This window comes from Drancourtella sp. An12, from assembly GCF_002160935.1.
GTDB classification, from domain to species: domain Bacteria; phylum Bacillota; class Clostridia; order Lachnospirales; family Lachnospiraceae; genus Sellimonas; species Sellimonas catena.
In genome coordinates, this window is the sequence record NZ_NFLO01000031.1 from 1 (window position 1) to 26,618 (window position 26,618).

The 26,618-nt window shown below is 47.2% G+C and carries 26 protein-coding genes and 1 pseudogene; 12 read left to right on the forward strand and 15 right to left on the reverse strand.

Annotation, left to right across the window (positions count from 1 at the left end; genetic code table 11):
• Nucleotides 1-440 precede the first annotated feature (440 nt).
• The 4 genes from B5E64_RS17020 to B5E64_RS17035 all read right to left on the reverse strand — a co-directional run bounded on the left by B5E64_RS17020 (nucleotide 441) and on the right by B5E64_RS17035 (nucleotide 5,632).
• A complete protein-coding gene (locus tag B5E64_RS17020) occupies nucleotides 441-1,859 on the reverse strand; it encodes a glycoside hydrolase family 32 protein (RefSeq protein ID WP_087169627.1) in 1,419 nt (472 codons plus the stop codon).
• Nucleotides 1,860-1,865: 6 nt separating this feature from the next.
• Nucleotides 1,866-3,818 carry a PTS beta-glucoside transporter subunit IIBCA gene (locus tag B5E64_RS17025; protein WP_087169628.1) on the reverse strand — a complete coding sequence of 651 codons (1,953 nt, stop codon included), beginning with the start codon at nucleotides 3,816-3,818 and terminating at the stop codon, nucleotides 1,866-1,868.
• 145 nt (nucleotides 3,819-3,963) lie between these two features.
• Nucleotides 3,964-4,935 (reverse strand): LacI family DNA-binding transcriptional regulator, encoded by a 972-nt coding sequence (locus B5E64_RS17030; RefSeq protein WP_087169651.1) that lies wholly within the window; start codon nucleotides 4,933-4,935, stop codon nucleotides 3,964-3,966.
• A gap of 1 nt (nucleotide 4,936) precedes the next feature.
• Nucleotides 4,937-5,632 (reverse strand): Crp/Fnr family transcriptional regulator, encoded by a 696-nt coding sequence (locus tag B5E64_RS17035; protein ID WP_087169629.1) that lies wholly within the window; start codon nucleotides 5,630-5,632, stop codon nucleotides 4,937-4,939.
• 107 nt (nucleotides 5,633-5,739) lie between these two features.
• Between B5E64_RS17035 and B5E64_RS17040 the strand changes: the two genes are divergently transcribed.
• On the forward strand, nucleotides 5,740-6,462 hold the full coding sequence (locus tag B5E64_RS17040) for a 4Fe-4S binding protein (RefSeq protein ID WP_087169630.1): 723 nt from the start codon (nucleotides 5,740-5,742) through the stop codon (nucleotides 6,460-6,462).
• A gap of 86 nt (nucleotides 6,463-6,548) precedes the next feature.
• Here the strand turns inward: B5E64_RS17040 and B5E64_RS17045 are convergent, their stop codons facing one another.
• Nucleotides 6,549-7,553 (reverse strand): hypothetical protein, encoded by a 1,005-nt coding sequence (locus B5E64_RS17045; protein WP_087169631.1) that lies wholly within the window; start codon nucleotides 7,551-7,553, stop codon nucleotides 6,549-6,551.
• A gap of 135 nt (nucleotides 7,554-7,688) precedes the next feature.
• Nucleotides 7,689-8,714 carry a M42 family metallopeptidase gene (locus tag B5E64_RS17050; RefSeq protein ID WP_087169632.1) on the reverse strand — a complete coding sequence of 342 codons (1,026 nt, stop codon included), beginning with the start codon at nucleotides 8,712-8,714 and terminating at the stop codon, nucleotides 7,689-7,691.
• Between the two features lie 213 nt (nucleotides 8,715-8,927).
• Here B5E64_RS17050 and B5E64_RS17055 point away from each other — a divergent pair, with 213 nt between their 5' ends.
• The 9 genes and pseudogenes from B5E64_RS17055 (at nucleotide 8,928) to B5E64_RS17100 (ending at nucleotide 14,108) form a co-directional block, all read left to right on the forward strand.
• The gene (locus B5E64_RS17055; protein WP_087169633.1) at nucleotides 8,928-9,578 is read left to right on the forward strand and encodes a DUF6198 family protein; all 651 of its coding nucleotides are present in this window, start codon (nucleotides 8,928-8,930) and stop codon (nucleotides 9,576-9,578) included.
• Nucleotides 9,579-9,686: 108 nt separating this feature from the next.
• Nucleotides 9,687-10,790: a sporulation integral membrane protein YtvI gene (ytvI, locus tag B5E64_RS17060; protein ID WP_087169634.1), complete on the forward strand. Its 1,104-nt coding sequence runs from the start codon at nucleotides 9,687-9,689 to the stop codon at nucleotides 10,788-10,790.
• Between the two features lie 180 nt (nucleotides 10,791-10,970).
• Nucleotides 10,971-11,201: a helix-turn-helix transcriptional regulator gene (locus B5E64_RS17065; RefSeq protein WP_087169635.1), complete on the forward strand. Its 231-nt coding sequence runs from the start codon at nucleotides 10,971-10,973 to the stop codon at nucleotides 11,199-11,201.
• Nucleotides 11,188-11,604, forward strand: coding sequence for a hypothetical protein (locus B5E64_RS17070; protein ID WP_087169636.1), 417 nt, complete (start codon nucleotides 11,188-11,190; stop codon nucleotides 11,602-11,604). Before B5E64_RS17065 ends, B5E64_RS17070 begins: the two co-directional genes overlap by 14 nt.
• A gap of 91 nt (nucleotides 11,605-11,695) precedes the next feature.
• A pseudogene (locus B5E64_RS17075) lies at nucleotides 11,696-12,279 on the forward strand (sugar O-acetyltransferase).
• A 168-nt stretch (nucleotides 12,280-12,447) separates the two neighbouring features.
• Entirely contained in the window at nucleotides 12,448-12,564 is a 117-nt protein-coding gene (locus tag B5E64_RS18845; RefSeq protein WP_343284102.1) for a MerR family DNA-binding transcriptional regulator, read from the forward strand.
• Nucleotides 12,565-12,740: 176 nt separating this feature from the next.
• Complete coding sequence (locus tag B5E64_RS17085) at nucleotides 12,741-13,046, forward strand: type II toxin-antitoxin system RelB/DinJ family antitoxin (RefSeq protein WP_087169637.1); 306 nt, start codon at nucleotides 12,741-12,743, stop codon at nucleotides 13,044-13,046.
• Complete coding sequence (locus B5E64_RS17090) at nucleotides 13,043-13,372, forward strand: type II toxin-antitoxin system RelE/ParE family toxin (RefSeq protein WP_087169638.1); 330 nt, start codon at nucleotides 13,043-13,045, stop codon at nucleotides 13,370-13,372. Before B5E64_RS17085 ends, B5E64_RS17090 begins: the two co-directional genes overlap by 4 nt.
• 286 nt (nucleotides 13,373-13,658) lie before the next feature.
• The gene (locus B5E64_RS17100) at nucleotides 13,659-14,108 is read left to right on the forward strand and encodes an Hsp20/alpha crystallin family protein (protein WP_087169640.1); all 450 of its coding nucleotides are present in this window, start codon (nucleotides 13,659-13,661) and stop codon (nucleotides 14,106-14,108) included.
• A gap of 51 nt (nucleotides 14,109-14,159) precedes the next feature.
• Here B5E64_RS17100 and B5E64_RS17105 read toward each other — a convergent pair whose 3' ends face one another.
• From B5E64_RS17105 to B5E64_RS17130, 6 genes are all read right to left on the reverse strand, one after another.
• A complete protein-coding gene (locus B5E64_RS17105) occupies nucleotides 14,160-14,783 on the reverse strand; it encodes an ATP-binding cassette domain-containing protein (RefSeq protein WP_087169641.1) in 624 nt (207 codons plus the stop codon).
• Between the two features lies 1 nt (nucleotide 14,784).
• A complete protein-coding gene (locus tag B5E64_RS17110) occupies nucleotides 14,785-15,558 on the reverse strand; it encodes an ABC transporter permease subunit (RefSeq protein ID WP_087169642.1) in 774 nt (257 codons plus the stop codon).
• Nucleotides 15,536-16,576, reverse strand: coding sequence for an ABC transporter substrate-binding protein (locus B5E64_RS17115; protein ID WP_087169643.1), 1,041 nt, complete (start codon nucleotides 16,574-16,576; stop codon nucleotides 15,536-15,538). The genes B5E64_RS17110 and B5E64_RS17115 overlap by 23 nt, the downstream gene beginning before the upstream one ends.
• 181 nt (nucleotides 16,577-16,757) lie before the next feature.
• Complete coding sequence (locus B5E64_RS17120; protein WP_087169644.1) at nucleotides 16,758-18,323, reverse strand: xanthine/uracil/vitamin C permease; 1,566 nt, start codon at nucleotides 18,321-18,323, stop codon at nucleotides 16,758-16,760.
• A gap of 25 nt (nucleotides 18,324-18,348) precedes the next feature.
• On the reverse strand, nucleotides 18,349-20,079 hold the full coding sequence (gene ade, locus B5E64_RS17125) for an adenine deaminase (protein ID WP_087169645.1): 1,731 nt from the start codon (nucleotides 20,077-20,079) through the stop codon (nucleotides 18,349-18,351).
• Between the two features lie 24 nt (nucleotides 20,080-20,103).
• Nucleotides 20,104-21,885, reverse strand: a complete 1,782-nt coding sequence (locus B5E64_RS17130; protein WP_087169646.1) for an adenine deaminase C-terminal domain-containing protein — start codon at nucleotides 21,883-21,885, stop codon at nucleotides 20,104-20,106.
• A gap of 399 nt (nucleotides 21,886-22,284) precedes the next feature.
• On the opposite strand from B5E64_RS17130, the gene B5E64_RS17135 reads away from it, so the two are divergent.
• On the forward strand, nucleotides 22,285-23,211 hold the full coding sequence (locus tag B5E64_RS17135; RefSeq protein ID WP_162610224.1) for a DMT family transporter: 927 nt from the start codon (nucleotides 22,285-22,287) through the stop codon (nucleotides 23,209-23,211).
• A gap of 47 nt (nucleotides 23,212-23,258) precedes the next feature.
• Here the strand turns inward: B5E64_RS17135 and B5E64_RS17140 are convergent, their stop codons facing one another.
• A complete protein-coding gene (locus B5E64_RS17140; RefSeq protein ID WP_087169648.1) occupies nucleotides 23,259-24,113 on the reverse strand; it encodes a LysR family transcriptional regulator in 855 nt (284 codons plus the stop codon).
• 118 nt (nucleotides 24,114-24,231) lie between these two features.
• Between B5E64_RS17140 and B5E64_RS17145 the strand changes: the two genes are divergently transcribed.
• On the forward strand, nucleotides 24,232-25,083 hold the full coding sequence (locus B5E64_RS17145; RefSeq protein ID WP_087169649.1) for an aldo/keto reductase: 852 nt from the start codon (nucleotides 24,232-24,234) through the stop codon (nucleotides 25,081-25,083).
• 66 nt (nucleotides 25,084-25,149) lie between these two features.
• Here B5E64_RS17145 and B5E64_RS17150 read toward each other — a convergent pair whose 3' ends face one another.
• Nucleotides 25,150-25,509 (reverse strand): cyclophilin-like fold protein, encoded by a 360-nt coding sequence (locus B5E64_RS17150; protein WP_087169650.1) that lies wholly within the window; start codon nucleotides 25,507-25,509, stop codon nucleotides 25,150-25,152.
• Between the two features lie 33 nt (nucleotides 25,510-25,542).
• Nucleotides 25,543-26,409 carry an aldo/keto reductase gene (locus B5E64_RS17155; protein ID WP_204247080.1) on the reverse strand — a complete coding sequence of 289 codons (867 nt, stop codon included), beginning with the start codon at nucleotides 26,407-26,409 and terminating at the stop codon, nucleotides 25,543-25,545.
• Between the last annotated feature and the right edge of the window lie 209 nt (nucleotides 26,410-26,618).

Here is a 26,618-nt window from a genome sequence, read left to right on the forward strand (position 1 = left end):
ACAGTTGGGTTTTCAAAGCTATCAACATAATAACAGCAGTCAAATCTGTGTCCACAATATAGGATTAAATCTCAAAATACGTACAAAAAGGATTTTACCCGTGTCCTCTTTATAGGGCTCATTTTAGTGGCCACAGACGGTTTGATTGGACAATACTTGCTTTGCAACCGTAGAACCGTCTTGGTTTCTACGGTTGCCTCCATAAAAAATGCTTCCTCAGCCGTACTACCTCCCTGCTTTCTACGGTTATTTTCCAAAAAAATGTTTCCTCAGCCGGACCACCACCCTGATTTCTACGGTTCAAATGCAATACCCTCTTCTTTTAACCGTAATATCTGATTTGGCTTTCTCTCATACGAGTCATGTCCCCTATTTCCAGATGGCAAAAGCAGGGCAGTACCGTTTGCCGCGATACTGCCCTACTATAATCATTAACCTTTTTACGAAACCAGTTCCCACATCTTTATCTTCGCTTCGTCCGCCTGAATTTGAAGTCCGTAGTTTTCCGGATAAAATCTCGTGGAAAAGACATACTCTCCATCATTTACAAACACCTCGCAGGTCGATACATCTGTGAGAATGGTTACATTATTCAGAGTTTCGATTTCCTGATACCGGAGGGTCCGTCCGCCGGACGCATTGTCTTTGGAAGGATTGATAAACCGCATCTCAAATCTGCTGTCCCGATATTCAAGAATCAATTCTTCTCCGAGTACAGCATGGAACTGATTTTCTTTGATTTCCGTAATTCTTGCTTCATAAACAGGTTCTTCTTCCACATAAAGGCCGCCTGTCGCTTCTGCCAGAATCCGTTTCCTTTTTTCCAGTTCTCTGACCGGACGCTGCAGGACTCTTCCGTCTTTCACACAAATTTCTCTTGGAATAGTGAAGCAGTGCTGCCATCCGTCCTCGATAGTCCGGTTTATATATTCCGGACAGTCCGGCATTCCCATCCATCCAATCTGGACTCTCCGGCCATCCTCTGTCTCAAAGCTCTGCGGCGCATAATAATCAAAACCATAATCCCAGAGTACATATTCCGAAAGCGTACACTGCTCTGCAACGTGGCCTTTCACTTCAAAATAACCGGACTGGTAGACATTTTTGTCTTTCCATTTCTCACCTTCCAGTCCCTGTACCGATGCAGAGAGAATCTTCTTTCCATCAATTTCAAAGTAGTCCGGACATTCCCACATGAAGCCAAACGGCTCTTTTGTGGTAATTCTGTTTTTCAATAACCAGTGAATCCGGTCTGAAGATGCAAATAGAAGCGCCTCTCCAACATCATCTTTCCGTCTGGCCCCCTGAATCATGTAGTAGATTCCATTCTCTTTCCAGACTTTCGGGTCCCGGACATGTTTGGTCACATCTTCCGGATAATCTTCATTTGTCATCAAAAGCTGCTTTCGTCCAAATTGGAAGCCATCCTCGCTCTCCACGAGTATGGTGTTGGCTTCCCTTCCTTCCGTCACATAATCAAAGTCGCCGTCCAGCTTGACATTTCCGGTATAGTAAAAAGAAATTCTGCCATCTTCTGTCAACGCACAGCCGGAATAAACACCATGGCAGTCGAACGGCTGATCCGGGTAAAGTGCCGCTCCCTGATATTCCCAGTGAAGCATGTCACGGCTTGTGGAATGTCCCCACAGTTTCAGGCCTCCCTCCACGTCAAATGGAGAGTACTGAAAAAAGGCATGATACAGGCCTTGATACTGGCACAGCCCGTTCGGATCGTTCAGCCATCCGGCCGGAGGGGCCAGATGGAATCTTGGCCGGAACCTGTCTGGCTCTCCGGACCGGCTCTCAATCTTCTCAATCATTTTGACCAGTTTTGTAAGATCTTTGGATAATGCATTCATTGAATTCTAAGCTCCTGTTCTGATCGTCATTACTGTCGTTCCCCGGCTGACCTCCTGCGGTTCAGCCTTATCAACCGCCGCAAAGCTGTCGGCATTGGTCAGAATCATCATGGTTGCCGTATCGTATCCGGCCTTTTTGATCTGATCAAGATCCGCTTCGATCAGCAGATCCCCGGCATGTACCTGATCCCCGTCCGCTACTCTTGTCGTAAATCCTTTTCCTTCCATCTTGACTGTATCGATTCCTACATGAATCAAAATCTCTCCTCCGAGGCTGCTTGCAATGCAGACTGCATGTCCCGTTTCATAGATACTGACGATCTGTCCGTCACAAGGTGCCACAATCTGTCCGTCTGACGGGATGACTGCCGCTGTCTTCCCAAGCACTTCCGCCGCAAACGTCGGATCACTGACCTCAGATACCGGAATCAGCGTTCCATTGACCGGGGTATGAAGTTCTTCGCTTCCGGCCGTTGCTGTTGTGTTCGCAGGAATCTCGCCTGCCTCTTTTTCATCCCTGTGTTCTTCCTGCAAAGCCTGCGGCGCATCCGCCTTCACAACTTCCGGCTTCTGATCTTTATTCTGATCCTTATAAAGAACGAAAGAAAGGACAAATGCCACGCCCACTGCGATGACCATCTCGATAATATACTGAACCGGCTGTTCCAGACAAAGCAGGATTCCGAAAATGCCCGTTACACCGGTTCCTTTTGCTCCCAGATGTACGATGGAGGCATAGAGTGCTCCACATCCTCCTCCGATACACCCTGCGATAAACGGTTTGAAAAACCGGAGGTTGACGCCGAAAATTGCCGGCTCCGTGATTCCCATAAACGCACTCAATGACGAAGGAAGGGCAAGTGATTTCACCTTTTTATCTCTGGATTTGATTCCCACTGCCAGCGCCGCCGCACCCTGTGCAATGTTTGCCGCACTTGCAAGAGGAAGCCAGTAGGTCACTCCGTACTGTGCAATCTGTCCAAGGTCAATGGCCGTGTACATCTGGTGGATGCCTGTTACAACCGTTGGAGCATAAAGTCCGCCCATGATAAGGCTTCCGATCCCAAGCGGCAGGGTAAGCAGCCACTGAATCGCACTCAGAACCGCATTTTCCGCCCATACGAAAACCGGACCGATAACCGCAAGTGTAAGGTATCCTGTCACAAACACGCTGACCAGAGGGGTAACAAAAAGATCCAGGACCTCAGGCACGACTTTGTGAAGTTTCTTTTCCAGTACTGATAACAGCCATACTGCAATGACAACCGGAATAACATGTCCCTGATAACCGACCATGTCAATGTCATACAGTCCGAAAAAGACGGACTGAGTAGCCTGCACACCTTCTGTCGCTACGGTGTAGGCATTCTGAAGACTCGGATTGATCATAATCATACCGATGACTGCTCCCAGATACGGGTTGGCACCGAATGCTTTTGCTGCCGAAAACGCGATGAGGATCTGTAAGAATGTATATGCCGTATTGCTGAAGATATTGGCAAATACATAGAAGGACCCGCTCGTATCAATGTTGATAAATCCATTGGAATTCATAAAGTCCAGAGAGTTCATGATTCCCATAAGGAATCCGCTTGCCACAATGGCCGGAATGATCGGAACGAAAATGTCCCCCAGAAGCTTGATTGCCCTCATAAATATATTCTGCTTCTGTACCGCGGCCTCCTTGGCCTCTGCCTTGGAACTGGCCGTCACTCCGGAAACCGCAATGAATTCGTCAAAGACCTTATTGACCGTCCCTGTTCCAAGGATGATCTGAAGCTGTCCGGATGCCTCAAATACGCCCTTTACGCCGTCTACGTTTTCCAGGGCTGTTTTATCCGCTCTGGAATTGTCTGCAATGACAAGGCGAAGCCTTGTTGCGCAGTGTGCGGCAGAAACAATATTTTTGCTTCCGCCCACATGCTCCAGGATTTCTTCTGCTGTTTTTCTGTAATCCATGTTTCTCCTCCTTCATTTTATGTAATCGATTTCATATCCTGCATAAATAATAACGAAAAAAGTGCCACTTGTAAATATGGCACTTTTACTGATTTTTCTATTCTGTTTTTGTGAAAATTGATTGCTTATCTGTTTTATCCTCTGTCTAATGTTCCATGATCTGGTATCCGAGTTTCATCCGGATCGGCACCTGACGTCCTTCTTCAATAATGTCCAACAGCATTTCCGCAGCCTTGATTCCGCTTGTTTTATAGTAAAAATGGACTGTTGTGATTCCCTCGGAAACTGCTTTTAAGAACTGATTGTCCCCAAAACCCGTCACTTTCACCTTTTCTCTTCTTTCCTTTTTGCACTCTTTCAAAGCTTCCATCGCTCCCGCCGCGATTGTATCTGTCGCGCATGATATGATATCGATATCACTATTTTTCTCTAAAATCGCTTTTGCCTGACGGTACCCGGACTCAACAGAAAACTCCGAAAGCCCGTACAGTTCTTCCGGAAGAACAATTCCCGCCTCCAGAAGTCCGGCCCGGAATCCGTCTTCTCTTTCCTGCCCGACAGCCCGGTCATCTCTTGTCACTCCGATATAGGCAATTTTTTTCTTTTCTTTTCCGGCAATCCTCCCTGCCAGATCTTTCGCTGCGCCATAATCATCATGATACACACAGTTTGCTTTATCCGTATACTGTCCCAGCACTACGATGGGAACCTTGCTCTGCTCAAAAAATTTCTCGTGCTTTTTGGAGATGACCGTTCCGATCAGAATAATCCCGTCTACCGGATAGTTCTCAAACAGCCGCATATATTCCAGTTCTTTTTCCGACCGGTTGTTGGTAACAGTAAGCAGCATCTGAAACTGCTTTTCCGCCAGCACCTCTCCGATCCCGTCCGCCACTCTTGCAATAGACTCAGAACTGAGCTTTGGTGCTACGACACCGATCAGCCTTGCTTTTTTCGTCCTCAGAATCCTCGCCTGGGCCGACGGATGATATCCGGTCTTCTCAATAGCCTCCCGTATCCGTTCTTTTTTCTCTTCACTTACATATCCACCATTCAGATATCTGGAAACAGCCGCACTTGACACCTGCGCGAGCTGTGCGATTTCTTTGATTGTCATATCAAACTTTTCCTCCTTTGCCTGCATTCTCTGCATCCACATCTTCATTCAACAGTGTGAAATGATTTTTGCGAAACGTCAGAACTCCTTCCTTCTTCAGCTTTCCAAGCACCGCTGAAAGGGCACTTCGGTCCGCCGCAAGATAATCCGCAAGCCCCTGCCGGTCAAACGGGATCTCAAAACTTCTGCTCCCCTGTCTCGCCGCCTGTCCGCCAAGATATGACAACACTTTCTCACGAAGTGTTCTTCTGGAAAGATGGGCGACCCTCCCTGCAAGAAACAGATTTTTCTTCGCCAGGATCTGCATCATATTTTCCACAAGGATCTGCTGCGCCCTTCCTGTCCCGCTTCGCCTCATCATCCGTCCAAAATGAATCCACAGTACTTCCGTATCTCTGGCTGCCTCCACCGTAACAAGAGACGGCTCACCTGCCGCCGCAAAGGCCTCCGCAAAAATCTCTCCCGGCATTCCCTGCGCAAGCAGTGTAGTACTTCCGCTGAACTCTTCTCTCAATATATGAATACATCCTTCCAGCACGATACCGAATTCACCCGGAACCATTCCCGCATGAAGCAGGACTTCCCCTTTCCGGTAATATTTCTTTATAGCCCGGATCTCCTCTACAAGCCCCCGGATTTCCATATCGGTCATGCCCGAAAACAACGGGCATTCTGCTATAATTTGTATTTGATCCATAATTCTCCTTCGTTGTAATTACAACCGACTCTTTTTCCTGAGTGTACTATCCTATACTCAGGAAGTCAAGCCGTTTCCTGTAAACAAAATGAACAAGGAGGAATATGATGATCAGAAAAATAATCAAAATCAACGAAGAACTCTGCAATGGCTGCGGCCTCTGTGCCCAGGCGTGCCACGAGGGCGCAATTGAAATGATAGATGGAAAAGCAAAACTGGTGCATGAACATTACTGCGACGGTCTTGGAGACTGTCTGCCTGCATGCCCTGCCAATGCAATTACATTTGAAGAGCGGGAGGCGCCTGCTTATGATGAGGCAGCTGTCAAAGCTGCTCAGGCAGAGAAAGCCGGAAAAGCAGAAACCGAAAAGCCGGCACTTGCCTGCGGATGCCCTGGAAGCATGGCAAAAGCCATTCATCGCAGCGGGGTAGCGCAGACCGCGCCGCAGCCTACCGGCTGTCCGGGACTTCTTTCCCAGTGGCCGGTTCAGATCAAGCTGGTACCGGAACAGGCTCCGTACTATCACAATGCGAATCTTCTGATCGCCGCCGACTGTACCGCTTATGCATATGGAAATTTCCACCAGGATTTCATCCGAAACCACATCACGCTCATCGGATGTCCAAAACTGGACGAAGGCGACTACACGGAGAAACTGACCTCAATTTTAGCAAACAATGAGATCAAAAGCCTTACGATCGCACGGATGCAGGTTCCCTGCTGCGGCGGTCTGGAGCGCGCGGCAGTACAGGCATTGAAAAACAGCGGAAAAATGATTCCCTGGCAGGTCCGGGTCATCACACCGGAAGGACAGATTCTGGACCGCTAGCTTTCTGCCGCTTTTTCCCAAAAGCGCCCCGGTCATTTATATTCTCAAAAAAACAAGGAGGACGTCCGTTGCGTCCTCCTCTTTGCTTATCTTCCCACTATTTTTCTGATCACACAGAGCACAATACCGATCACACTACATCCAAGTATTACTGTGCTGACACGCTCCACCACTGTAAGCGCCAGTCTGGCACCATCCAGAACCTGCGGGCTTGCCGGGATCACCGGTACCACATAACCTGCAGCTGCCGCCAGAATGGCAAACAGAATAAATGCTGTCAGCCCTCGTCCCGTGTCGTAGCTTCTGACACGATTACCGTCCGGCATCTTCTTTCCTCCAAGAAGCCAGAGTGCAGAAATGACACCGTACAGGAGAATGACTCCCGCAATGCCAAGGTAGAGCGCCTGTGCATAATTCCGGTCTGCGGCCACCCGCCAGATCTCGCCAAGCGTACTTCTCTCAACCCAGAATTCCTGCCACAATTCCAGAACAATCACAGCCATCACGACAAAACATCCACATTTCAGCGCAATGGAAATTCCCTTTCCGACTGCTTTTCCTGCTGTCTTTCCGGCTTTTCCTGCCACACGTCCGGCTGCTTTCACCGGGCGGGCCGCTGAGCCTGATTTCTTTTTCTTCTGTCTGTCCTGATCCCGTTGCTCCTGCTCTCGTCTGCCGTCTTTGCGGCTGTCTTTCTGAGGCGCTTTTTTCACCGGTTTTTTACCATTTTTACCGTCTTTTCCTGTACCGGATCCCTGCTGCTGCGGACGTCGCTTTCTTTGCGGATTCTGTCCATCCGTGCTGCGTGCTCCGGTATTTTTCCTTTTCGCTGACGGGTCTTTTGCCGGCTCGGATTTCGGTGTTTCCTCTTTTTTCTCGAGGTTCCAGTTCTCCTCGTCTCTCCAGTCTTCTATCTCAAACGGCTCCTCTTCAGACTTGTCCTGCGCACCGCCTTGTTCCCCGGAGGCTGCATCCGGCCGGCTGTCCAGATCTTCATCATCATCCAGCCACTCCACATCGATCCAGTCATCCTGTCCCTGAGGCTCTTCCCGTCTGATATGATCTTTAATCCGTCCTCCCTTATGTTCCATACAATCAGTCTCCCCTTCCGTAAATCTGATTTCTTCTGTAACACATGTATTTTAACACGGATTCTTTTAGATAAAATGGTTTTCACATTTTTTTAAGAATTTTAAGTAAATCGTAATCTCCTGTCTTTCTCCAGCCTATCCAAGATATGTCTCAAGCAGAAGAAGAGTATTCTTCACTCCATCCACATGGCTTCTCTCGTATCCGTGAGATGCATAAACACCTGCCCCGATCAATCCATGGCGCACATCATATCCGGCTGTCAGTGCAGCATCCGCATCCGATCCGTAATGAGGATAAACATCCACCGCAAAATCGCATCCCGCTTTTTTCGCCGCCTCAATCAGATTAGAAACGACATCATAATTGTAAGGTCCCTTGCTGTCTTTTGCACAGATCGATACCTGATGCTCTTTGCAGGCAAGACCGTCTCCTACACATCCCATATCCACGGAAAGCACTTCTGTCACACCGTCCGGAATGGAAGCGGAACCGCCGTGTCCAACTTCTTCAAACACTGTCATATGAAGATAGATCCTCCTCTTAGGTGTCACCTCATCCTCTTTGATATGCTTTGCGTACCCAAGAAGCATCGCGGTGCTTAATTTGTCATCCAGAAAACGGCTCTTGATATAGCCGCTCTTTGTAATTGTTGTTCTCGGTTCAAAGCAGACAAAATCTCCGGTCATAATTCCCAGCTTCTCCGTCTCCTCTTTGGAAGATGTCTTTTCGTCAACAACAATCTCCATCACATCGTATGTCCGCTTTGTCTCCGCGTATTTACCATTTACGTGAACAGAGGCGTTGCAAAGCTGGCATGTCCCGTCATAGATACGTCCGTCCCGTGTCCGGATGCGGACAGTCTCACCTTCTGCGGAGTTGGCGTCGATTCCTCCCACCGGAGAAATCTCCAGACATCCGTTGCTCTTGATCTGTGAAACCATCGCGCCCAGTGTATCTACATGAGACTCTACAAAGACCGCATTGTCCGCGTCTTCTCCGCCGAGATCCGCAATCACTCCACCTTTTACTGTGCGGTATGCCGGCACTCCCAGTTTCTCAAATTCATTTAAAAGATAATCCGTCACCTCTTTTGTATAGCCTGACGGGCTGTCGATTGCAAGCAGGTTTTTCAGCTGCTCCAGTACGTATTCCATATTCATTGGTCTTTCTCCTTTCTCATACCTTCTGTTTCTCTTTGTATGATCCATTATAGCATCAGACGGGCCTGTTTTGCTACCCATCCATTAAAACGTTTCCCATAATTTACATTTTCTTTTCAAATGCTATAATAAAATAGAACGCAGTGAAATGCTGTGTAATTGATGGATGCGCTTTTACACATCACTGTAGTTTTATCGAAAGGAATGAGTATCATGCATAATCAACTGACTGTTACCCTTTTTAAGCGGTATTTCATTCTCCTGGCCGGTCTTACCATCATGGCTTTCGGGGTGGCATTTTCCATCAAGGCCAGTCTCGGGACATCGCCGATCTCCAGTGTTCCTTATGTCATCAGCCTGTTTTCTCCGTTTACTGTAGGAACCGCTACTATTCTCATGCACTGCGTTTTTATACTGCTCCAGATTTTAATTCTCCGAAGAAAATATCATCTGATTCAGCTGATGCAGCTTCCTGTAGCCTTTCTCTTTGGATATCTCACTGATTTCGCGGTCTGGGCGGTCCGCGGCATACAGTGCCATACATACTGGCAGCAGTGGATTGTCTGTCTGGCGGGTATCTTTCTGGTAGCCGTCGGGGTCAGCCTGGAGGTCAAGGCCGGTGTAGTCGTTCTCGCCGGAGAAGGAGTAGTCCTTGCCATCTGCCAGGTTCTTCCGGTCAAATTCGGTTATATGAAGGTGGGATTTGATGTGACATTAGTACTGACTGCCTGCATCCTTTCGCTCGTGTTTACTCAAAGCCTTCAGGGTGTCAGGGAAGGAACCGTTGCCGCTGCCCTTCTGGTCGGACTGATTGCAAAACGTCTGGGAAAAATATGGGAGAGATTTCCGCTGGAAGAAGCATAAAAACTGCTTTGGCAGCATACTTTCTGTTGACACTTTCACAAATCTCCGATATCTTAATTATTAGTGAGTTATTTCTATATTGAACATGGAATGAGGTTATGAAAACAAATGGAAAAACGGACAAAATTCATCATTAACTTTTTGTACTTCGCAATTATTATTGCCCTCGCCTTTTTTGTGCTGAGGTTCGCGCTGTCCTTTCTTTTCCCGTTTGTCGCGGCGCTTTTTATTGCCTATATATTGAGACGCCCTATTCAGTTTATTACCACAAAAACACAGCTTCCCCGGAAGCTGTCAGCCATTCTTGTGGTTCTGGTATTTTATGTGACAATCGGTACACTTTTAGTGCTTGGAAGCATCCGGGCTTTTTCTTATGTAAGCGACCTGATACAAAGGCTTCCGCAGATTTATCTCCGGTATGTAAATCCGGTCCTGATTGATCTTTTCGATCAGCTGGAACACGCGATCCAGCAGGCGGATCCTTCTATTCTGGATACCGTAGATTATTTGTGGAACCAGCTTATGCAGTCTCTTCGTGGAATTGTATCGAATCTTTCTCTTACCAGTATGGAGGCAATTTCCAATATTGCGTCCTCCCTTCCGATGCTTTTCATCCGGCTGGTTTTAATGATCATCTCTACCTTCTTTATTGCTATGGATTACGAAGCCTTATCCGCTTTCTGCATGCGCCAGTTAAGCGACAAAGCCCAGAACGTGGTCCGGCAGATCAAGCAGTATGTGGTCGGTACATTATTTGTCTGCATCCGCTCCTACGCACTGATCATGAGCATCACATTTGTAGAGCTGGCTGTCGGCCTGACTTTGATCGGCATCAGAAATTCAGTTCTGATCGCTTTGTGCATTGCAGTTTTTGATATTCTTCCGGTTCTCGGTACCGGCGGTATCATGATTCCATGGGCTGTTATTTCTGCAATCCTCGGAGATTTTCCGGGAGCGATCAAGCTTGCGCTGCTCTATGTATTCATCACTGTCGTGCGCAACATTATTGAGCCAAAAATCGTAGGCGGACAGATCGGACTTCATCCGGTTATTACACTTGTCAGCATGTTCGCCGGTGTCCAGCTGTTCGGTGTAGTCGGTCTGTTTGGTTTTCCGATCGGGCTGTCACTGCTTTCCTATCTGAACCGCACCGGCACAATCCATCTCTTCAAGATGGGTTCAAAAGAATCGGACGAGAATACCAATAGCTGACGCTATCTATATAAAAAGCAGGAATTCCTGGATAAATGGGATTCCTGTTTTTTTATGGGGAAATCATCCGGAGCCGGAATATGAAGTTTCCTTCATATATCTGTTGACATTTTCATATTCTTCTGATAACATGAAGTTAACTTCACAAGAAGCTGACTTCACATTGATGAGAGGGTACACATGAAAACAAGAGTAAAAGAATTAAGAACAGCAGCAAAAATGACACAGCAGCAGCTGGCTGATCTGGTTCACGTTTCATCGAGGACGATCATTTCCATCGAGAAGGAGCAGTACAGTCCGTCCCTGATGCTGGCCTACCGGATGGCCCTGATATTCGGCGTCACCGTTGAGGACTTATGCTGTCTGAAAGAGAATAAAGAAAAGGAGGATAAACAGTATGAAGATTTATAACAAGAATAATTTTTTCCTTGGATTGTTTTTTTGCCTGCTTGGCATTGCGATGCTGATTGCAAGCATCTGGAAAGGCTTCGATATCAAGGGAAGCCTGATCATGGTTTTATGTCTGTTCTTCGGGATTGGGATTCTAATCCGCAGTTTATCCGCCGGTCTGTCCCGTGAAGATAAAATCAGCAAACTTGACGAAAGAAATCTCCTCGTAAAGATCAAATCCCGAAGTACTGCATTTTTATGGTCGGAAGGCATCTGCTTTCTCTGCCTGCTTGCATGTATGCTGGGGCATTCTGTCATCGGAGAAGTATTATCGGTACCTATGACACTTGCGTTTGGCATCATGTTAGCCGCCATGATGCTTCTGGAACTTATTACCGTAATTTATTATAATAGGAAAATCTAGAATACCTGTTTATATTTTATCTATTTCTTCTTTTCACAGAAAACGATATAATAGTTATATCATTTCAACTTTTTTAACGGAGGAACATGTTATGACGGAAAAAGAAAAAATGCTTGCCGGACAGCTTTATGACTGCGGCGATGAAGAGCTTTTGACACAATGGCATAAAGCAAAGGACCTGGCCAGGGACTATAACCGGACAGATTCCGCAAATGCACAGGAAAAGAACGCATTTTAAATGAATTACTTGGCGGAAAAGGGAAAAATCTCTGGATTACCGCTCCTTTCTATGTCGATTATGGTAACAATATTTATTTTGGCAATAATTGTGAAGTAAACATGAATTGTACTTTTTTGGACGATAATATTATTCGGATCGGCAATAATGCGCTGATCGCCCCAAATGTTCAAATTTACACAGCATTTCATCCAACCAACGCTTCCGACCGTTTCGGTTCACCGAAAGAAGATGGCTCCTTTGAATTCTGCAAAACACAGACCGCGCCTGTCGTAATCGGTGACAACGTATGGATAGGCGGAGGCGCAATTATTATGCCTGGCGTCACGATTGGTGATAACGTTGTTATCGGTGCAGGCAGTATTGTCACAAAGGACATTCCAAGCAACACGATTGCTTACGGAAATCCTTGCCGGGTAAGACGGGAAAATAAATAGATTTAGTAAAAAAGATTTGAAGTTGATAAAGAATTGGAGACTCTCCGTCTATTGCGGCTATTCCAGCTTTAATAGACGGATTTTTGATAAATCCTTGACTGTAAGCCTTGTTTACAGCTTATTATTAAGTAAACTAGAGTTGCTTGAAAGGGGATGCATAACATGACTATGAAAGATGTAGAAGAACGAACAGGTCTATCCCGTTCTAATATCCGTTTTTATGAAAAAGAAAAACTCATTGAGCCTTCAAGAAATGAAAGTAATATTAAAAAGTCAGATTATTGATTTGAACAGAGTGAAATTCATGTGCGAAAAAATGTTGTATGAAGAAAATATTAGTTATGAACGTTAGAGCAGTTCAACCGTATCATTGGAGCGCAGGATATAACGTATTGCTATTGTGCGGACATCTGTGTATAATAAAGAAAAAGATATGAACGAGAAAGGAGCATTGTGTTATTATGGCAAAGTCAGCAAATTTATATGCAAGAATAGAACCTGAAGTCAAAGAGCAGGCCGAAAAAATCCTCTCCACACTTGGTATTCCTGCTTCTAACGCTATCAATATGTTTTATAAACAGATTATCTTACATCGGGGACTTCCTTTTGAAGTGAAAATCCCAGACAGAACGCCCACAGATATAAGTATGCTGGGAACAGAAGAACTGCATGCAGAGTTGGAGAAAGGATATGTGGATATGAAAGCAGGTCGAACCAAAGATGCAAAGACAGTTTTTGCTGATATTCGCAAAGATTATAGCTTATGATTTTTAACGTAGTCACATCAATACAGGCTGAGGAAGATCTGCGAGGGATATTTGAGTATATCACTTTTGAACTTTTGTCACCAGAAAATGCCGAAAAGCAACTGGAACGTCTGGAAAAGCAGATATTAAGTTTAGATGAAATGCCGGAACGCTTTCCGAGATATGGAAAAGAACCGTGGCATAGCCGAGGTTTACGTTTTGTTGCGGTAGATAACTATATCGTGTTTTATCTTCCGGATGTGGAAGAACAGGTGGTAACAATTCTTCGTGTCATGTACAGCGGACGCAACATTGAAGAACAGTTAAGCGTCTATATAAAGCAATAAGCAATTCATACAAAGCGGTTTCTCCTTTGGAGATCAACCGCTTTTTCTATACTCAAATTCAAAAGTGGAAAATGTTTGCAAACACCAATTTTACAAGATTTGCAAAAAAATTTCAAAAAATTAGCACTCACCTCTTGACAGTGCTAATATCAAGTGCTATATTGCACATAGAACAAAGGGAACAGATAGAAAAGAGCCGGAAAGCTCAGGTACCTGCCCCGAAATACCACTCCCCCAGCGGGGGTGATTACATAAATATTTTGTCAATTGAAAGGAGAAATGACTTATGATGATGCCTAGTATTTTTGGAGAGAACTTATTTGATGACTGGATGGATTTCCCATTTGATGATGATTTCTTTAGAAGAACACCTTCTTACAGCAAGAAGAGTTCTACATCAGTAATGAGGACGGATATCAGGGACACAGATGATTCCTATGAACTGGATGTCGATCTTCCTGGATACAAGAAAGACGAAATCAATGTTCAGCTGAAAGAAGGATATCTGACCATCTCCGCTTCGAAGAATACAGAGAACGACGAGAAAGATAAGAAGGGCAACTACATCCGCCGTGAACGTTATAACGGCACCATGAGCCGGAGCTTCTATGTAGGCAATGCTATTCACCAGGATGATATTCGTGCAAAATATGCCGATGGTATCCTGAAGATCTCCGTTCCAAAGAAAACGAAAAAGGAAGTTGAGCAGGCAAATTACATCTCCATCGAAGGTTAATATAAAAAGAGAGCCGGCGGCAGTCAAACATCAGTGACTGCCGCCGGTTTTTTATTGTCTTTCCTCTTCTTTATGATCCAGGCTGATACAGACTGCCCCCATCTGCGCCGCCTCTTTGCTGTCATGTGTAACAAAGATCACCGTCTTTCCGGTACACATTTCTTTCGTATAGTCCATAACCTGTTTTTTTGTCTCTTCATCCAGACCTTTGAAAGGTTCATCCAGAAACAGGATATCCCAGTCGCAGCAAAGTGCCCGTAAAAGCGCAACCCGCCGTCGCATACCGCCGGAAAGTTCCCGGACAGGCTGATCCTCGCACCCGGACAGTCCGGCCGCCGTCATTGCTTCCCGGATCTGACGCACCTCCTCCCGGTCCCGGCCCCACGGCTTTTTCTGCCGCACCAGCCGGATATTTGCGGAGGCGCTTAAATTCTCACAGAGCCGGTCCTCCTGAAAGACCATGCTCTTTTTCATTTCTTCCATTCCTTCGATACTTCCCGAATCCGCCTCTTCCAGTCCGGCCAGAATCCGAAGAAGCGTCGTTTTTCCCGCACCGGACGGTGCCATAACACATGTAGTCTTCCCTTTTTCGAACTCCGCCGAGAAACCGGCGAGCACCATATGCGTACCATAGGACTTAAAAAGACGGGAAATCTTGATTTTTCCATTATCCATCTCAGCTCATCCTTTCCAAATGACTGACAATCCGGTCTACCGCCGCCAGAAATAGTTTCTCAAATACAAGGCTGATCAGCACAATCACCACCGTCCACGCAAACAGATCCGGCGTGTTCAGATAGACTTTGGCATTGTACAGATTTTCTCCGATAGAGCCGTCCGGAATTCCAATCACTTCCGCCGCCACCCCTGCCTTCCAGCAAAGTCCAAGAGCCACCGAACACCCTGACCGGAAAAACGGAAGGACCTGCGAAACATAGACATAACGGATCTGTACTGCCTTCGGTACTTCAAATACCTGCACCATCTCCAGAAGTTTCGAATCCGTACTAAGGATCCCATCCAGTACATTCGTGTAAAGAATCGGAAATACCATCAGAAAGGAAATCACGATGGAAAGATTCCGGGAGGGCACCCAGATCAGCACAAGGATGACAAAGGACGCGACCGGAACCGCCTTGATCGCCAGCACCGCAGGCGCAAGAAGCTCTCGAATACGCCTGAACCGGGCAGAAAGTCCTGCCGCCAGAATCCCCGCTGCCATGGCAATAAGAAAGCCGCCCAGAATCCGTACCAGGGAAAATCCGATGGACTGCCAGAATTCAGTTTCCCTTACAAGCTCTGTCAGCCTCCTGAAAACAACAACAGGAGATACCAGCAGTATCTCCTGTCCGATCCAAGTGCTGACTGCCTGCCACACAAGCAGCCAGACTGCCACAGCCCATAATCTGATTGTTCTTTTTTTCTTCTTATTCGCTGTAGTAGAAATCATCTTCCGGCAACGCTCCTCCTATTGACTGCGCATTGGCATCCAAAAGCACCTGCAGATATCCGGAAAGCTGTTCTTTCATCTCATCCCCGGTAATGCAGACAATGTTGCACTCCGGAAGCGCTTTTTTCGCCACTTCTTCCGTCACAATTTCATACTGTCCAACCAGCTTCGCCGCATCATCCGTATTTTCGTTTACATAGTCAACGGACTCTTTGTAGTGATCGAGGAAATTCGCCACTGCTTCCGGATTCTCTTTTACGAACTCGCTTCTTGCTACAACCACTCCTGTCAGAAGCGCGCTCTTCTCCTCTTTATTCTCCTGAATCTTATCCCATTCCTCTGTCAGATCCAGCGCAACGCGGATATTTGGATTCTTTGTCTGCGCTGTCGTCACAAACGGCTGCGGGAGCATTGCGATTCCGCTCGGATCATTTGCCAGTGCCGCCACACATTCCGAGTGCTCGCTCTTCCACTCAATCGTCACATCTGCTGCCGGATCGATTCCGTTTTCCGTCAGAATATAATTCAGCGCATATTCCGGAGTAGACCCTTTTCCGCTTGCATAGATCGTCTTTCCCTTCAGATCTGCTGCTGACTGTACTGTCTCTCCGTTCTCAACGATATAGAGAACACCAAGTGTATTAACTGCCAGAACCTGTACCTGACCTTTTGTATTGTTGTACAGTACGGATGCCAGGTTGGCCGGTACCGCCGCGATGTCAAGCTCTCCCTGCACCAGCTTCGGTGTCACTTCGTCTGCGGATGCCGCAATCTGGAAGTTGTAATTTTCATCATCCACTTCGCTCTTGTCCACATCATCCATGAACTTCACCATTCCCATGGCGGTCGGTCCCTTCAGTGCCGCGATATTGACATCCACCGGCTCTGCGGTCTGTTCCTGCTTTGCAGAATTTTCTTCACTTTGCTTACTGCCTTCATCCGTACTCTGAGAGCCGCATCCTGCGAGGGACGCCGCAGCCAGTACCAGGACAAGCAGCCATGAACATAACTTTTTCATAATAAGCTCCTTTCTTTCTGTCAGATAATATTATGATAAATCAATTCTTTACTCCAGGCAAGCCTGTTTTGTTTTTTGCACAATTTCCTGGCTGTCACGGAAACAAAAAGCCAGGTTCCCCTGGCCGCCTATGTGCATACAATGATGCACATGGCGGCACCGGGAACCCGGCAGCTGAATCTTATACATATTCAAAATCATCCGGCCCTTTGAACCAGGTATTTCTTCCAAGGTGAAGAAGGAATGCCAGCACGGCAATAATCAGATATCCGATCGCAAACGGCGAGGTCGGATAAAAGCCCAGCTGTGCACTGTGGATAAATCCAAAGCAGGCAAGCAGAAAACCTACAAGAGCCGTAATCCCTACTTTATGAAGCTGTTTTTCTATGATGAAGACTGTCATGGTTCCAAGCAGAATTCCAATAATGATTGCCCCGGCTTTTACGCCCGGCACACCGTTCCACATCACCCCGGCATCTTTGATCATCTGTGTAACTTCTGCATTGTAGCCGGACGTTCCGTCCGCCAGCACTTCCGTACTGTAACCGGCAAGTCCCACTGCTCCGGTGATCTGCGTATACAAATAGTCCGCAACCGGCGGAACCATGGCCACGGCAATGGCACCATAATGCTTTACCGGACAGTCTTTGAAGGCCTGTGCTACCATAACCACGGCACACCAGAGGAAGGTCACCGCGCACACTGCCGGCGGAACCATATTGCTTAAAAAGGTAAACAGTCCGAAGATTCCTGCCGCTCCGAGTACAAGACCGGAAACAAGTGAATATCCGATTCCGGCATGAGATTTCTTCAGTCCGGCATGTCCAAGCCATACCGTGTTCGGAATGACCCCTCCGCAGACTGCGGAAAGCATGGTACAGATTCCGTCCGCAAACTGTGTCTCCCGCACATCGTAATTGTCCCCGGCAGCATTTGCACCTTCTACATTGTCCATCGTCTCGATGAAATTATAAATTTCCACTGGAATCACAATGGTCAGGTACGGAAGTACCACAGAAAATCCATTAATCAGATGCTGCACACTGTTGACCGGATTCGGAATGTAAAATCCGATCCCGCTGAAATCAACGGTTGTCCGTCCAAGGCAAAATGCATATACGATTCCACCTACAATGGCCACCACCAGCGGCGGAATCTTCTTCGGGAACAGATAGCCTCCAAAAATGCCCACGAACGCGACAAGCAGGATCGGAAGTCCTACAAGCGGATCTCCAAACACATCAAATACTCCCTGCGTCGCCATCCAGATAAATCCAATCCCGGAAACCGTTCCGAGAAGTGCTGCTCTTGGGAGTTTTCTCTTCATCCACGGACCGATAAATCCACCAAGAGCTTCCACTCCACCTCCAATGAAACATGCTGCTACCGCTGCCGACCATGCGAGTTCCGGATCATTGAGCGCATAGTGAAGCGGCATGATCACTCCGTACAGCATAACGAACATGGCAGGTGTAGAAACACCGGATGGCAAAGCCGTTACGTCTGCCCGTCCTTCTTTTTTAGAAAGCCGCCGTCCCATAAACGCATAATAAATGCCGCTCAGCATCAGACCTACAGACATACCCGGTATAACGGATCCGTATACAATCTCATCCGGCCATTCCAGGACGCCGGAAAGAGTTGTGATAACAATCAAATAGTTTACAATGTTATTTGTAATGGAATAGGTCATTCCACCAATGTCGCCACGTTGAAACCATGGCACAAGTGTTTTCTCTTTATTCATTTTTTCTCTCTCTTCTTTTTAAGTATTATGCTTCTGTCGAAATAAAGGAGAAGGTTGTCACATCAAACAGTCCCATATCGGTCAGTTTCACCTCCGGAATCACCGCAAGGGACATGAAGCACAGTGTCATAACCGGCTCTACCTCTCCGCTGATTCCAAGCTCTGAATAAGCCTTCTCATGAATGTCGGTCAGCTTTTGGTCTACCCACTCACCGCTCTGATCGCTCATCAGCCCTGCAATCGGCATCGGCATGCTCTCGATGACTTTTCCCTCTTTCACAAGAACAATGCCGCCTTCCTGAGCAATCAAACTGTTGACCGCAAATTCCATTTCTTCATCGCTGACTCCGACCACGATGATATTGTGGGAATCGTGAGCCACAGAAAGAGCAACCGCACCTTCCCTGATTCCGTATCCTTTCAAGAATCCACAGGCCACGTTTCCTGTTCCCTGATGCCGTTCCACCACAGCCACTTTCACGATATCTGTTTCCGGGTCCCGGATAAATTCCCCATTTTCATCCAGTCTGATATCCGCTGTTTCCTTTTTCGTCACAACTCCTCCCGGCAGAATACCGATCACGTTGACATGACCGGATTTCAGATGCATTTTGAATTTCTCTTTGGAGAAATCCTTTACAACTACGCTTCCTTTTACGGAAGAAATATCGTGGAACTGAATTTCCGGAAGGTATCTTCCTTCTTCCGCCGTCAGCTCTCCCGCAATCCATACACGGTTGACATGGAAATCGTTCAGATCATCCAGAAGGACAATATCCGCACGGTATCCCGGCGCGATAGCTCCCCTGTCATAGAGGCGGAAACATTCTGCCGCATTCAGTGTCGCCATCCGGATCGCCGTCACCGGATCCAGTCCTTCTTCCACGCAGATCCGGAGATGGTTGTCCAGATGTCCTTCGTGCAAAATGGTCTTTGGCTGGCGGTCATCGGAACAGAGCAGACACCGTCTGCTGTTTTCCGGTGTCACGCCTTTAATCAATGTACGCAGATTATGGCAGGCAGATCCCTGTCTTAACAGGATATACATTCCCCGTTCCAGACGGTCTTCCATTTCCTCTACAGTAGAACACTCATGATCTGCAAGAATTCGCGCTGACGCATAGGCATTGAGTTCTTTTCCCGTAATTCCAGGGCCGTGTCCGTCAATGATCTTTCCTTCTTCTTTGGATGTCATCAGTTTGTCCAGCACGCTTTCGTCCGCCGCAATGACTCCCGGGAAGTTCATGAATTCCCCAAGTCCGAGAATTCCGTCCCTCTTGATCGGCTCTTCCATCTCCGGAGCATTGATGACCGCGCCGGCATGTTCAAACGGAGTAGCCGGAACACAGGATGGAAGTACATACTTGATATCAAGCTTCGTCCCTTTTGCGGCCTCCATCATATAATCCAGCCCTCTGATTCCGCAGACATTGACAATCTCATGCGGATCCGCAATGATCGTTGTTCCCCCGTGAGGAACAAGAAGACGTCCGATCTCTTCCGGACTTACATAAGCAGATTCAATATGAATATGGCTGTCGATAAATCCAGGCGCCGCATACCGGCCCCCGGCATCGATCACTTCTTTTCCCTCATAGTCGCCGATTCCTGCAATCTGGTCTCCGCAGATGGCAATGTTTCCCTCTACTATTTTTCCCGAAAATACATTGACAATTTTGCAGTTCTGAATCACAACATCCGCCGGGATTCTTCCGGCTGCCGTATCAATCAGCTTTTTCAGTTCTTCTTTTTTCATGATCTCTACCTTCTTCTTCTACTTCTATTTCTCAGTAACTTCAAGGACTGGTTCAAATGTAGTAAGCGCCGTATAGTCAACCGGGCCAGCATCCGTGATGGCGTAATCCGGGATCGCTGTAATCGGCAGGAAGAACATGTACATCATCGGGTCCGGCAGATCGGATCCCAGGTTTCTTGCCGCATGGTCGATTTTCTTTTCCCATGCCGCTATTTCTTCCGGTTCCAGATCACTTACGATTCCTCCGACCGGAAGCGGCAGAAATTCCAGAATCTCGCCGTCTGCAACAACAACCTGTCCGCCGCCCTGCTCGATCACATAGTTTGCGGCGATGGACATATCTTCCGCACTGACTCCCATGACAACCAGGTTATTGTCATCCGGTGCCGCAGAGGAAGCCATGGCACCCTTTTTCAGTTTCCATCCGGAGCAGAATGCAAGAGACTTGTTTCCGTTTCTTCCAAATCTTTCGAGGACAGATACCATTGCCACATCCTGTTCCGGATCCGGAAGCACAATGCCGTTTTCCACTTTCAGTACGACATCTCTTCTCTTACGGACGAACGGTCCTTTGACGTCCATAGCCAGTACCTTCGCTTCCCCGTTCTCAATGGAAGTCCGGTATTCAAAATCTTCTTTTGTTGTCTTTTTGCATTTCAGAACCCCTTTTAATACAGAACTTCTCTCCGGCGCCTGCAGCTCATAGCTAAGCTTGTGGTCCTTTGCTACCATTTTGCCATTTGTCATGACTTCTTCTACATTGAAATTGTGAAGATCATCGACAAACAGAATATCCGCGATTCTTCCCGGGCAGATGGAGCCTACCAGATGGTCGATCCGGTATGCTTCCGCGCTGTTGATGGTTGCCATCTGAATCGCTGTCATCGGCTCTACTCCAGCCTTGATTGCCAGACGTACCACGTTGTCAAGATGTCCCTTTTCAAGAATATCCGTTGCGGTCACATCATCCGTACAGAAGCTGACACGGCGCGCAAATGCAGGGTTGACCTCTGTTACCGCCTTGATGTTCTCTTCCAGGAAATGAGTAACCGATGATTCACGGATCAGCATGTGCATTCCTTTTCGCATCTTCTCCACTACCTCTTCATGGGTGTAGCTTTCATGGTCAAGACGTACTCCTCCGCAAAGGTAACCGTTCAGGTCATTGCCCTGTGCCATCGGCGCACATCCGAAAACCGGAAGACGGTTCTTGAAGGCCTCGGCAATTGCCCCTAATGTGTCCTCATCTTCTTCCTGAAGGAACTCTCTTACTGTTTCCCATACTCCAAAGCATTCCGGCCACTTCTGCACTTCCTGATGCACTTCTTTGGTAAAATTAAAAGCAACCGTTGATTCCGGAATCGTATACGGAGTCTTGTACGGCGCACCCCAGAATACTTTCAGCGGGCTCTGTTTCACTTCCGCGAAAATTTCCTTCAGTCCTTCCAGGCCGGATACAGAGATATACTCATCCAGACCGGAAATCATACTTGTCGTTCCTCTTGGCACAACCGCTTTTGCGTAACTTGTAATACTTAGCTTGCTGCATTCACTGTGAATGTGACCGTCAATCATACCCGGCACAAGGTATCTTCCTTTGGCATCGATAATCTGTGTGTCCGGTCCGATGTAGTCTTCCACATCACCGACTGCCGCGATCATATCATTGTACACGGCAATGTCCGCCGGATACACTTCGCTTGACATGACGTTGACAAGCTGTCCGCCCCGGATCACCTTGTGTGCCGGGATCTTTCCGCGTCCTGCGCGGATCATTTCCTTTAAATTTTCCACTGTTCTTTCCATTTTCAAATCCTCCTTGCGTTTCGCTTCCTCTTACGGATGATTCCGTAAAGGGTGTTTTTACTCCCCATACAGCAGGAATGGGAAATAAAAAAGATACATCGGCCAGAGGCTAAACAGGTTTCCCGTCCTGCGAATGTATCTTGAAGAATTTTCAACTATATTTGGTTGTGCCGAAGCTTTCGCTTCCTTTCGTTTTCCATCATAGCATAAGTGAAAACGATTGGAAATATATTAGTATATTATAATTTTGCATGATTATTCATTAGTCATACTTATATATCGGCCTATGATACGAACCCCTCTGCCACTTTCTTCCTTTTATTTTTTGATAGCCACTTTCTCTGTTTTGTATTATAATACTGGGATATGACGCATTTAGAAAGAAAGGAAGCAAAATTCATGCATCGTCTGACAAAACACAAAGAATTACTCGGCACCGTTTCCATTATCATAGCAACTCTCTGTTGGGGATTTTCCGGATGTTCCGGGCAGTATCTGCTGCACGATCTGGCCCTCCCGACACCGGTTGTCCTCTGTATCCGGCAGATCAGCGCCGGGATTATCCTGATTCTGCTGGATCTGATTTTTCGTAAAAAAGATTCCAAAGCACATCCGCATCCTTCCATCTGGCAGTCCAGGGAAGATACGATGACACTGGTCTTTTTCGCGATTTTCGGTATCTGCCTGACACAGTTTACCTTTTTTATGTCGATCTATTATTCCGACTCCGGAACCGCGACGGTGCTTCAGTATCTGTCCACGATCATCATTTTGATCGTCACCTGCATCCGCACCAGAACGCTTCCGAAAAAGACGGAAGCAGCCGCGATCATCGCCGCGGTGGCGGGCACCTTCATCATCAGCACCGGGGGACGGCCGGGGAACCTTGCAATCTCCGGGTACGCCCTGTTTTTCGGTCTGATCTGTGCCTTTTCCTACTCCACTTACACCCTGATTCCGGGAAAAATCGTGCGGACTTACGGCGCCAAATACATCGTGGGGCGCGGAATGCTGATCAGCGGAATCTTTTTCTCCATTTTTGTCCGCCCATGGACCTATTCCATCGACATCACGCCGCAGGTCATCCTCGGATTTTGCGGACTGATCCTGATTGGAACAGCGGCCGGCTCCACCTTCTATCATTTCGGAGCATCTTTGCTGCCTCCGGTGAAGGCCGGAACCCTTGCAAACTTTGATCCGGTCTCCTCCGTGATCCTGACCGCTCTCCTGCTTGGCACCCGGTTTACGGCCGCCGATCTTGTAGGATTTTTCTTTATTATCGGAGCAGTATTTCTTCTGAATATCTATCAGATTAAAAAGTCGTAACATGTCAAAAAAGTTCCGCCTCTCCTCACGGGAAAAGCGGAACTTTTCTATTTGATCGTATGCAGCCTCCTGAACACAGGCTGGAACAGTTTCTGATCCGTTGTCTTGCAGACCAGATAGTAGGTGACGTCCACCTCGGGATCAAGGATCGGAACAATCTTTTTCCCTTCCGGCATTCCATTCTGCCGAATGAGTACATCCGACACAAAGGACGGAAACGATCCTGCTTCCGCCACTTCGGAAAACGCGTCAAACTCATTCATCATCAGGAAATGAACGTGCGGAAGCTTTTCTTTACAGAATTCGTACCAGAAACCAATCTGTGTAAAGAGCAGAATGTTCTGTCCGTCAATATCGGAAAGTACAATTTCATCTTTTTCAGCCAGCGGATGCTGCTCCGGAACAGACAGATACAGTCGTTCCCGGCGAAACGGTACCGCATACAGGCCGTCCTTTTTCGGATCATGGTGCAGAACGACGATCTGATAAGAACCTTTCATCAGCCCCTCCATCAGCTCTTCATCGCTGTTTACAATCTCGGATGAAATCGTCATCCCTCTATACTGCCCTGACAGAAGCGGTACAATATCCGAAACCGGCACCGGCGCGCAGGAGCCAAGGGTGATTGTCCTTCTGCTCTTGTCAAAAAGCCGGACCCTTTCTACCATGTCCCGTTCCTGCTCCAGAATCTTCCGGGCATACTCTGCAGTAAGCCTGCCATTTTCATTTAGTGCAAGCCTGTTTTTCTGACGGTGAAATAGCGGAACTCCCATCAGTTCTTCCAGCTTCTGCATGGAATGACTGAGCGCCGGCTGTGATATATGAAGATATTCCGCTGCAGCCGAAAGCGTTCCATATGTTTCAAACGCTACCAGCTGTTCCAGAAGATAGATTTCAATCATGTAAACATCTCTCCTTTTCACTATTCATTTCAATTATAGCACAATTCGGAACCTGTATTGTACTTTTCTGAAAGGATCCGCTACAATAAAGTCATCAAAAAAAATGGAGATAAAAATCATGGAATATGTTACTTTAAATAATGGAATCAAAATGCCGCTGGAAGGATTTGGTGTATTCCAGGTACCGGACCCGGCACAGTGCAAACAGGCTGTTCTGGATGCTATAAACAGCGGTTATCGTCTGATCGATACGGCAGCTGCCTATATGAATGAAGAAGCTGTCGGCGCAGCAATCAAGGAAAGCGGAGTAGACCGCAGCGAACTTTTCATCACAACCAAGCTCTGGGTACAGGATGCAGACTACGAAAGCGCAAAGAAAGCAATCGAGACTTCTCTTGAAAAACTGGGACTTGATTACCTTGATCTGTACCTGATCCATCAGCCGATGGGTGATTATGTAGGAGCTTACCGTGCAATGGAAGAGGCTTACAAAGAAGGTAAACTTCGTGCTATCGGTGTCTGCAACTTCTATCCGGCACGTCTGGCAGATCTTTGCGAGACAGTCGATGTGATCCCGGCAGTCAACCAGATAGAACTTCACCCATTCTTCCAGCAGGAAGACGCTCTTGCACTGATGAAAGAATACGGCGTACGTCCGGAAGCATGGGGACCATTCGCAGAAGGAAACCACGGCATCTTCACTCATCCGGTTCTTTCTTCTATCGGAGAAAAATACGGAAAGAGCGCAGCTCAGGTTGCTCTCCGCTGGAACGTACAGCGCGGCGTTGTCGTAATTCCAAAATCCGTTCACAAAGACCGTATGGAACAGAACATGAACATCTGGGATTTTGAGCTCAGCGAAGAAGATATGAACGAAATCGCAAAACTGGATATCGGACACAGCGAAATCGTAAACCACGATGATCCGAACTTTGTAAAAATGCTTCATGGCTTAAAAGTACATGAATAAAAAACAGAAACAACATTGAAAAGCCAGGTATTGAAAAGGGAGAGGCCGCAAACCTCTCCCTCTTTGTTATTCGTCGTCCGACAGCGTCAGGACTGCCGTAATACTTCCTTTTCCAAGCACCTGTTTCAATTCTGTCTCTGACAGATTCTGGACCTTTCCAAGCCTCGTAAAATTCCACGTATTCGGTGCATAATAGATAACGAGAAGATTCCCTTCCGAAAGGATCACATCTCCGGCTTCGGTTGTAATCGTTTCGTCGTTCGTCGGAAACTGCATCCCAAAGCTTCCGAACTTTTCCATATGGGCATAATCTTTCATTTCTATTGTAAACGGGCCTTTCTTCAGCAGTTCTTTCACTGCCTCCGCCGAACTGTTCTCGTATAATTTCACCTGAATGGTCGTTCCATTCACTTCCATATTCATCATGATTCCATTCTCCTTTGCAAGCTTTTATTTCTCTTATAAACTGGTCAAAACAGGGTTGTTCAGATAATCGTACACTCGCCTGATCTCACTGATTTTTCGGGTGTCCAGCATGGACGGACAGTTTTTGTCCAGTTCCGCGATCCGCTGCATGTCTTCTGCATCCAGTTCAAAATCCCAGATCTTTCTGTTTTCTTCCATGCGCTCCCTATGAACCGATTTCGGAATGACAATGACGCCCTGCTGCACATTCCAGCGCAGGAGAATCTGAGCCGGTGTCTTCTGATGTTTCGCCGCAATCTCCATCAGCACCGGTTCCTCAAACATTCCCTTCAATCCTTCCGCAAAAGGTGCCCAGGCCTCCGGCTGCACGCCGAGCTCTTCCATCAGCTGCAGATCTTCTGCGCGCTGGTAATGCGGGTGGCGCTCAATCTGATTGACCTGCGGTTTGATTTCCACGTTATAGCAGAAGTCAAGCAGGCGGTCCGGAAGGAAATTGCAGACTCCGATGGCACGAATCCGCCCTGCCCGGTACAACTCTTCCATTGCCCGCCACGATCCGTAATAGTCGCCAAACGGCATATGGATCAAATACAGATCCAGATAGTCAAGCCCCAGCCGCTTCAGGGAATCCTCAAAGGCCTTCATCGTGTTTTCATAGCCCATTTCCTGAATATATGCTTTTGTCGTAATAAAAAGTTCCTCCCGCGGGATGCCGCAGGTTTTGACTGCCCGGCCGACCGCCTCTTCATTCTGATAGGAACTGGCCGTATCAATTAAACGATAACCGGATTCTATCGCATTTCTTATAACCTGCTCACACTCCTGCTCCGGTATCTGGAACACACCAAATCCTTCCATTGGCATGGAAACTCCATTCGACAGTTTCACTGTTTCCGTCATAAAATCCGCCTCCTACATTTTTTATTGATGACAGCAGACCGTCCGCACGGCGGCTGTCTCCTGTTTGATTTCGGTTTGATTTGGTTAATTGAAAAATTAATTGCAACATAGGTTGTTGCAGTTAGAATTACAAGGCATATGGGCCATGAAGTTGCAGTTGTAACTTCATGGTTTCTTTTTGCCTTTTTTCCAGTATACTATCCTTGTCC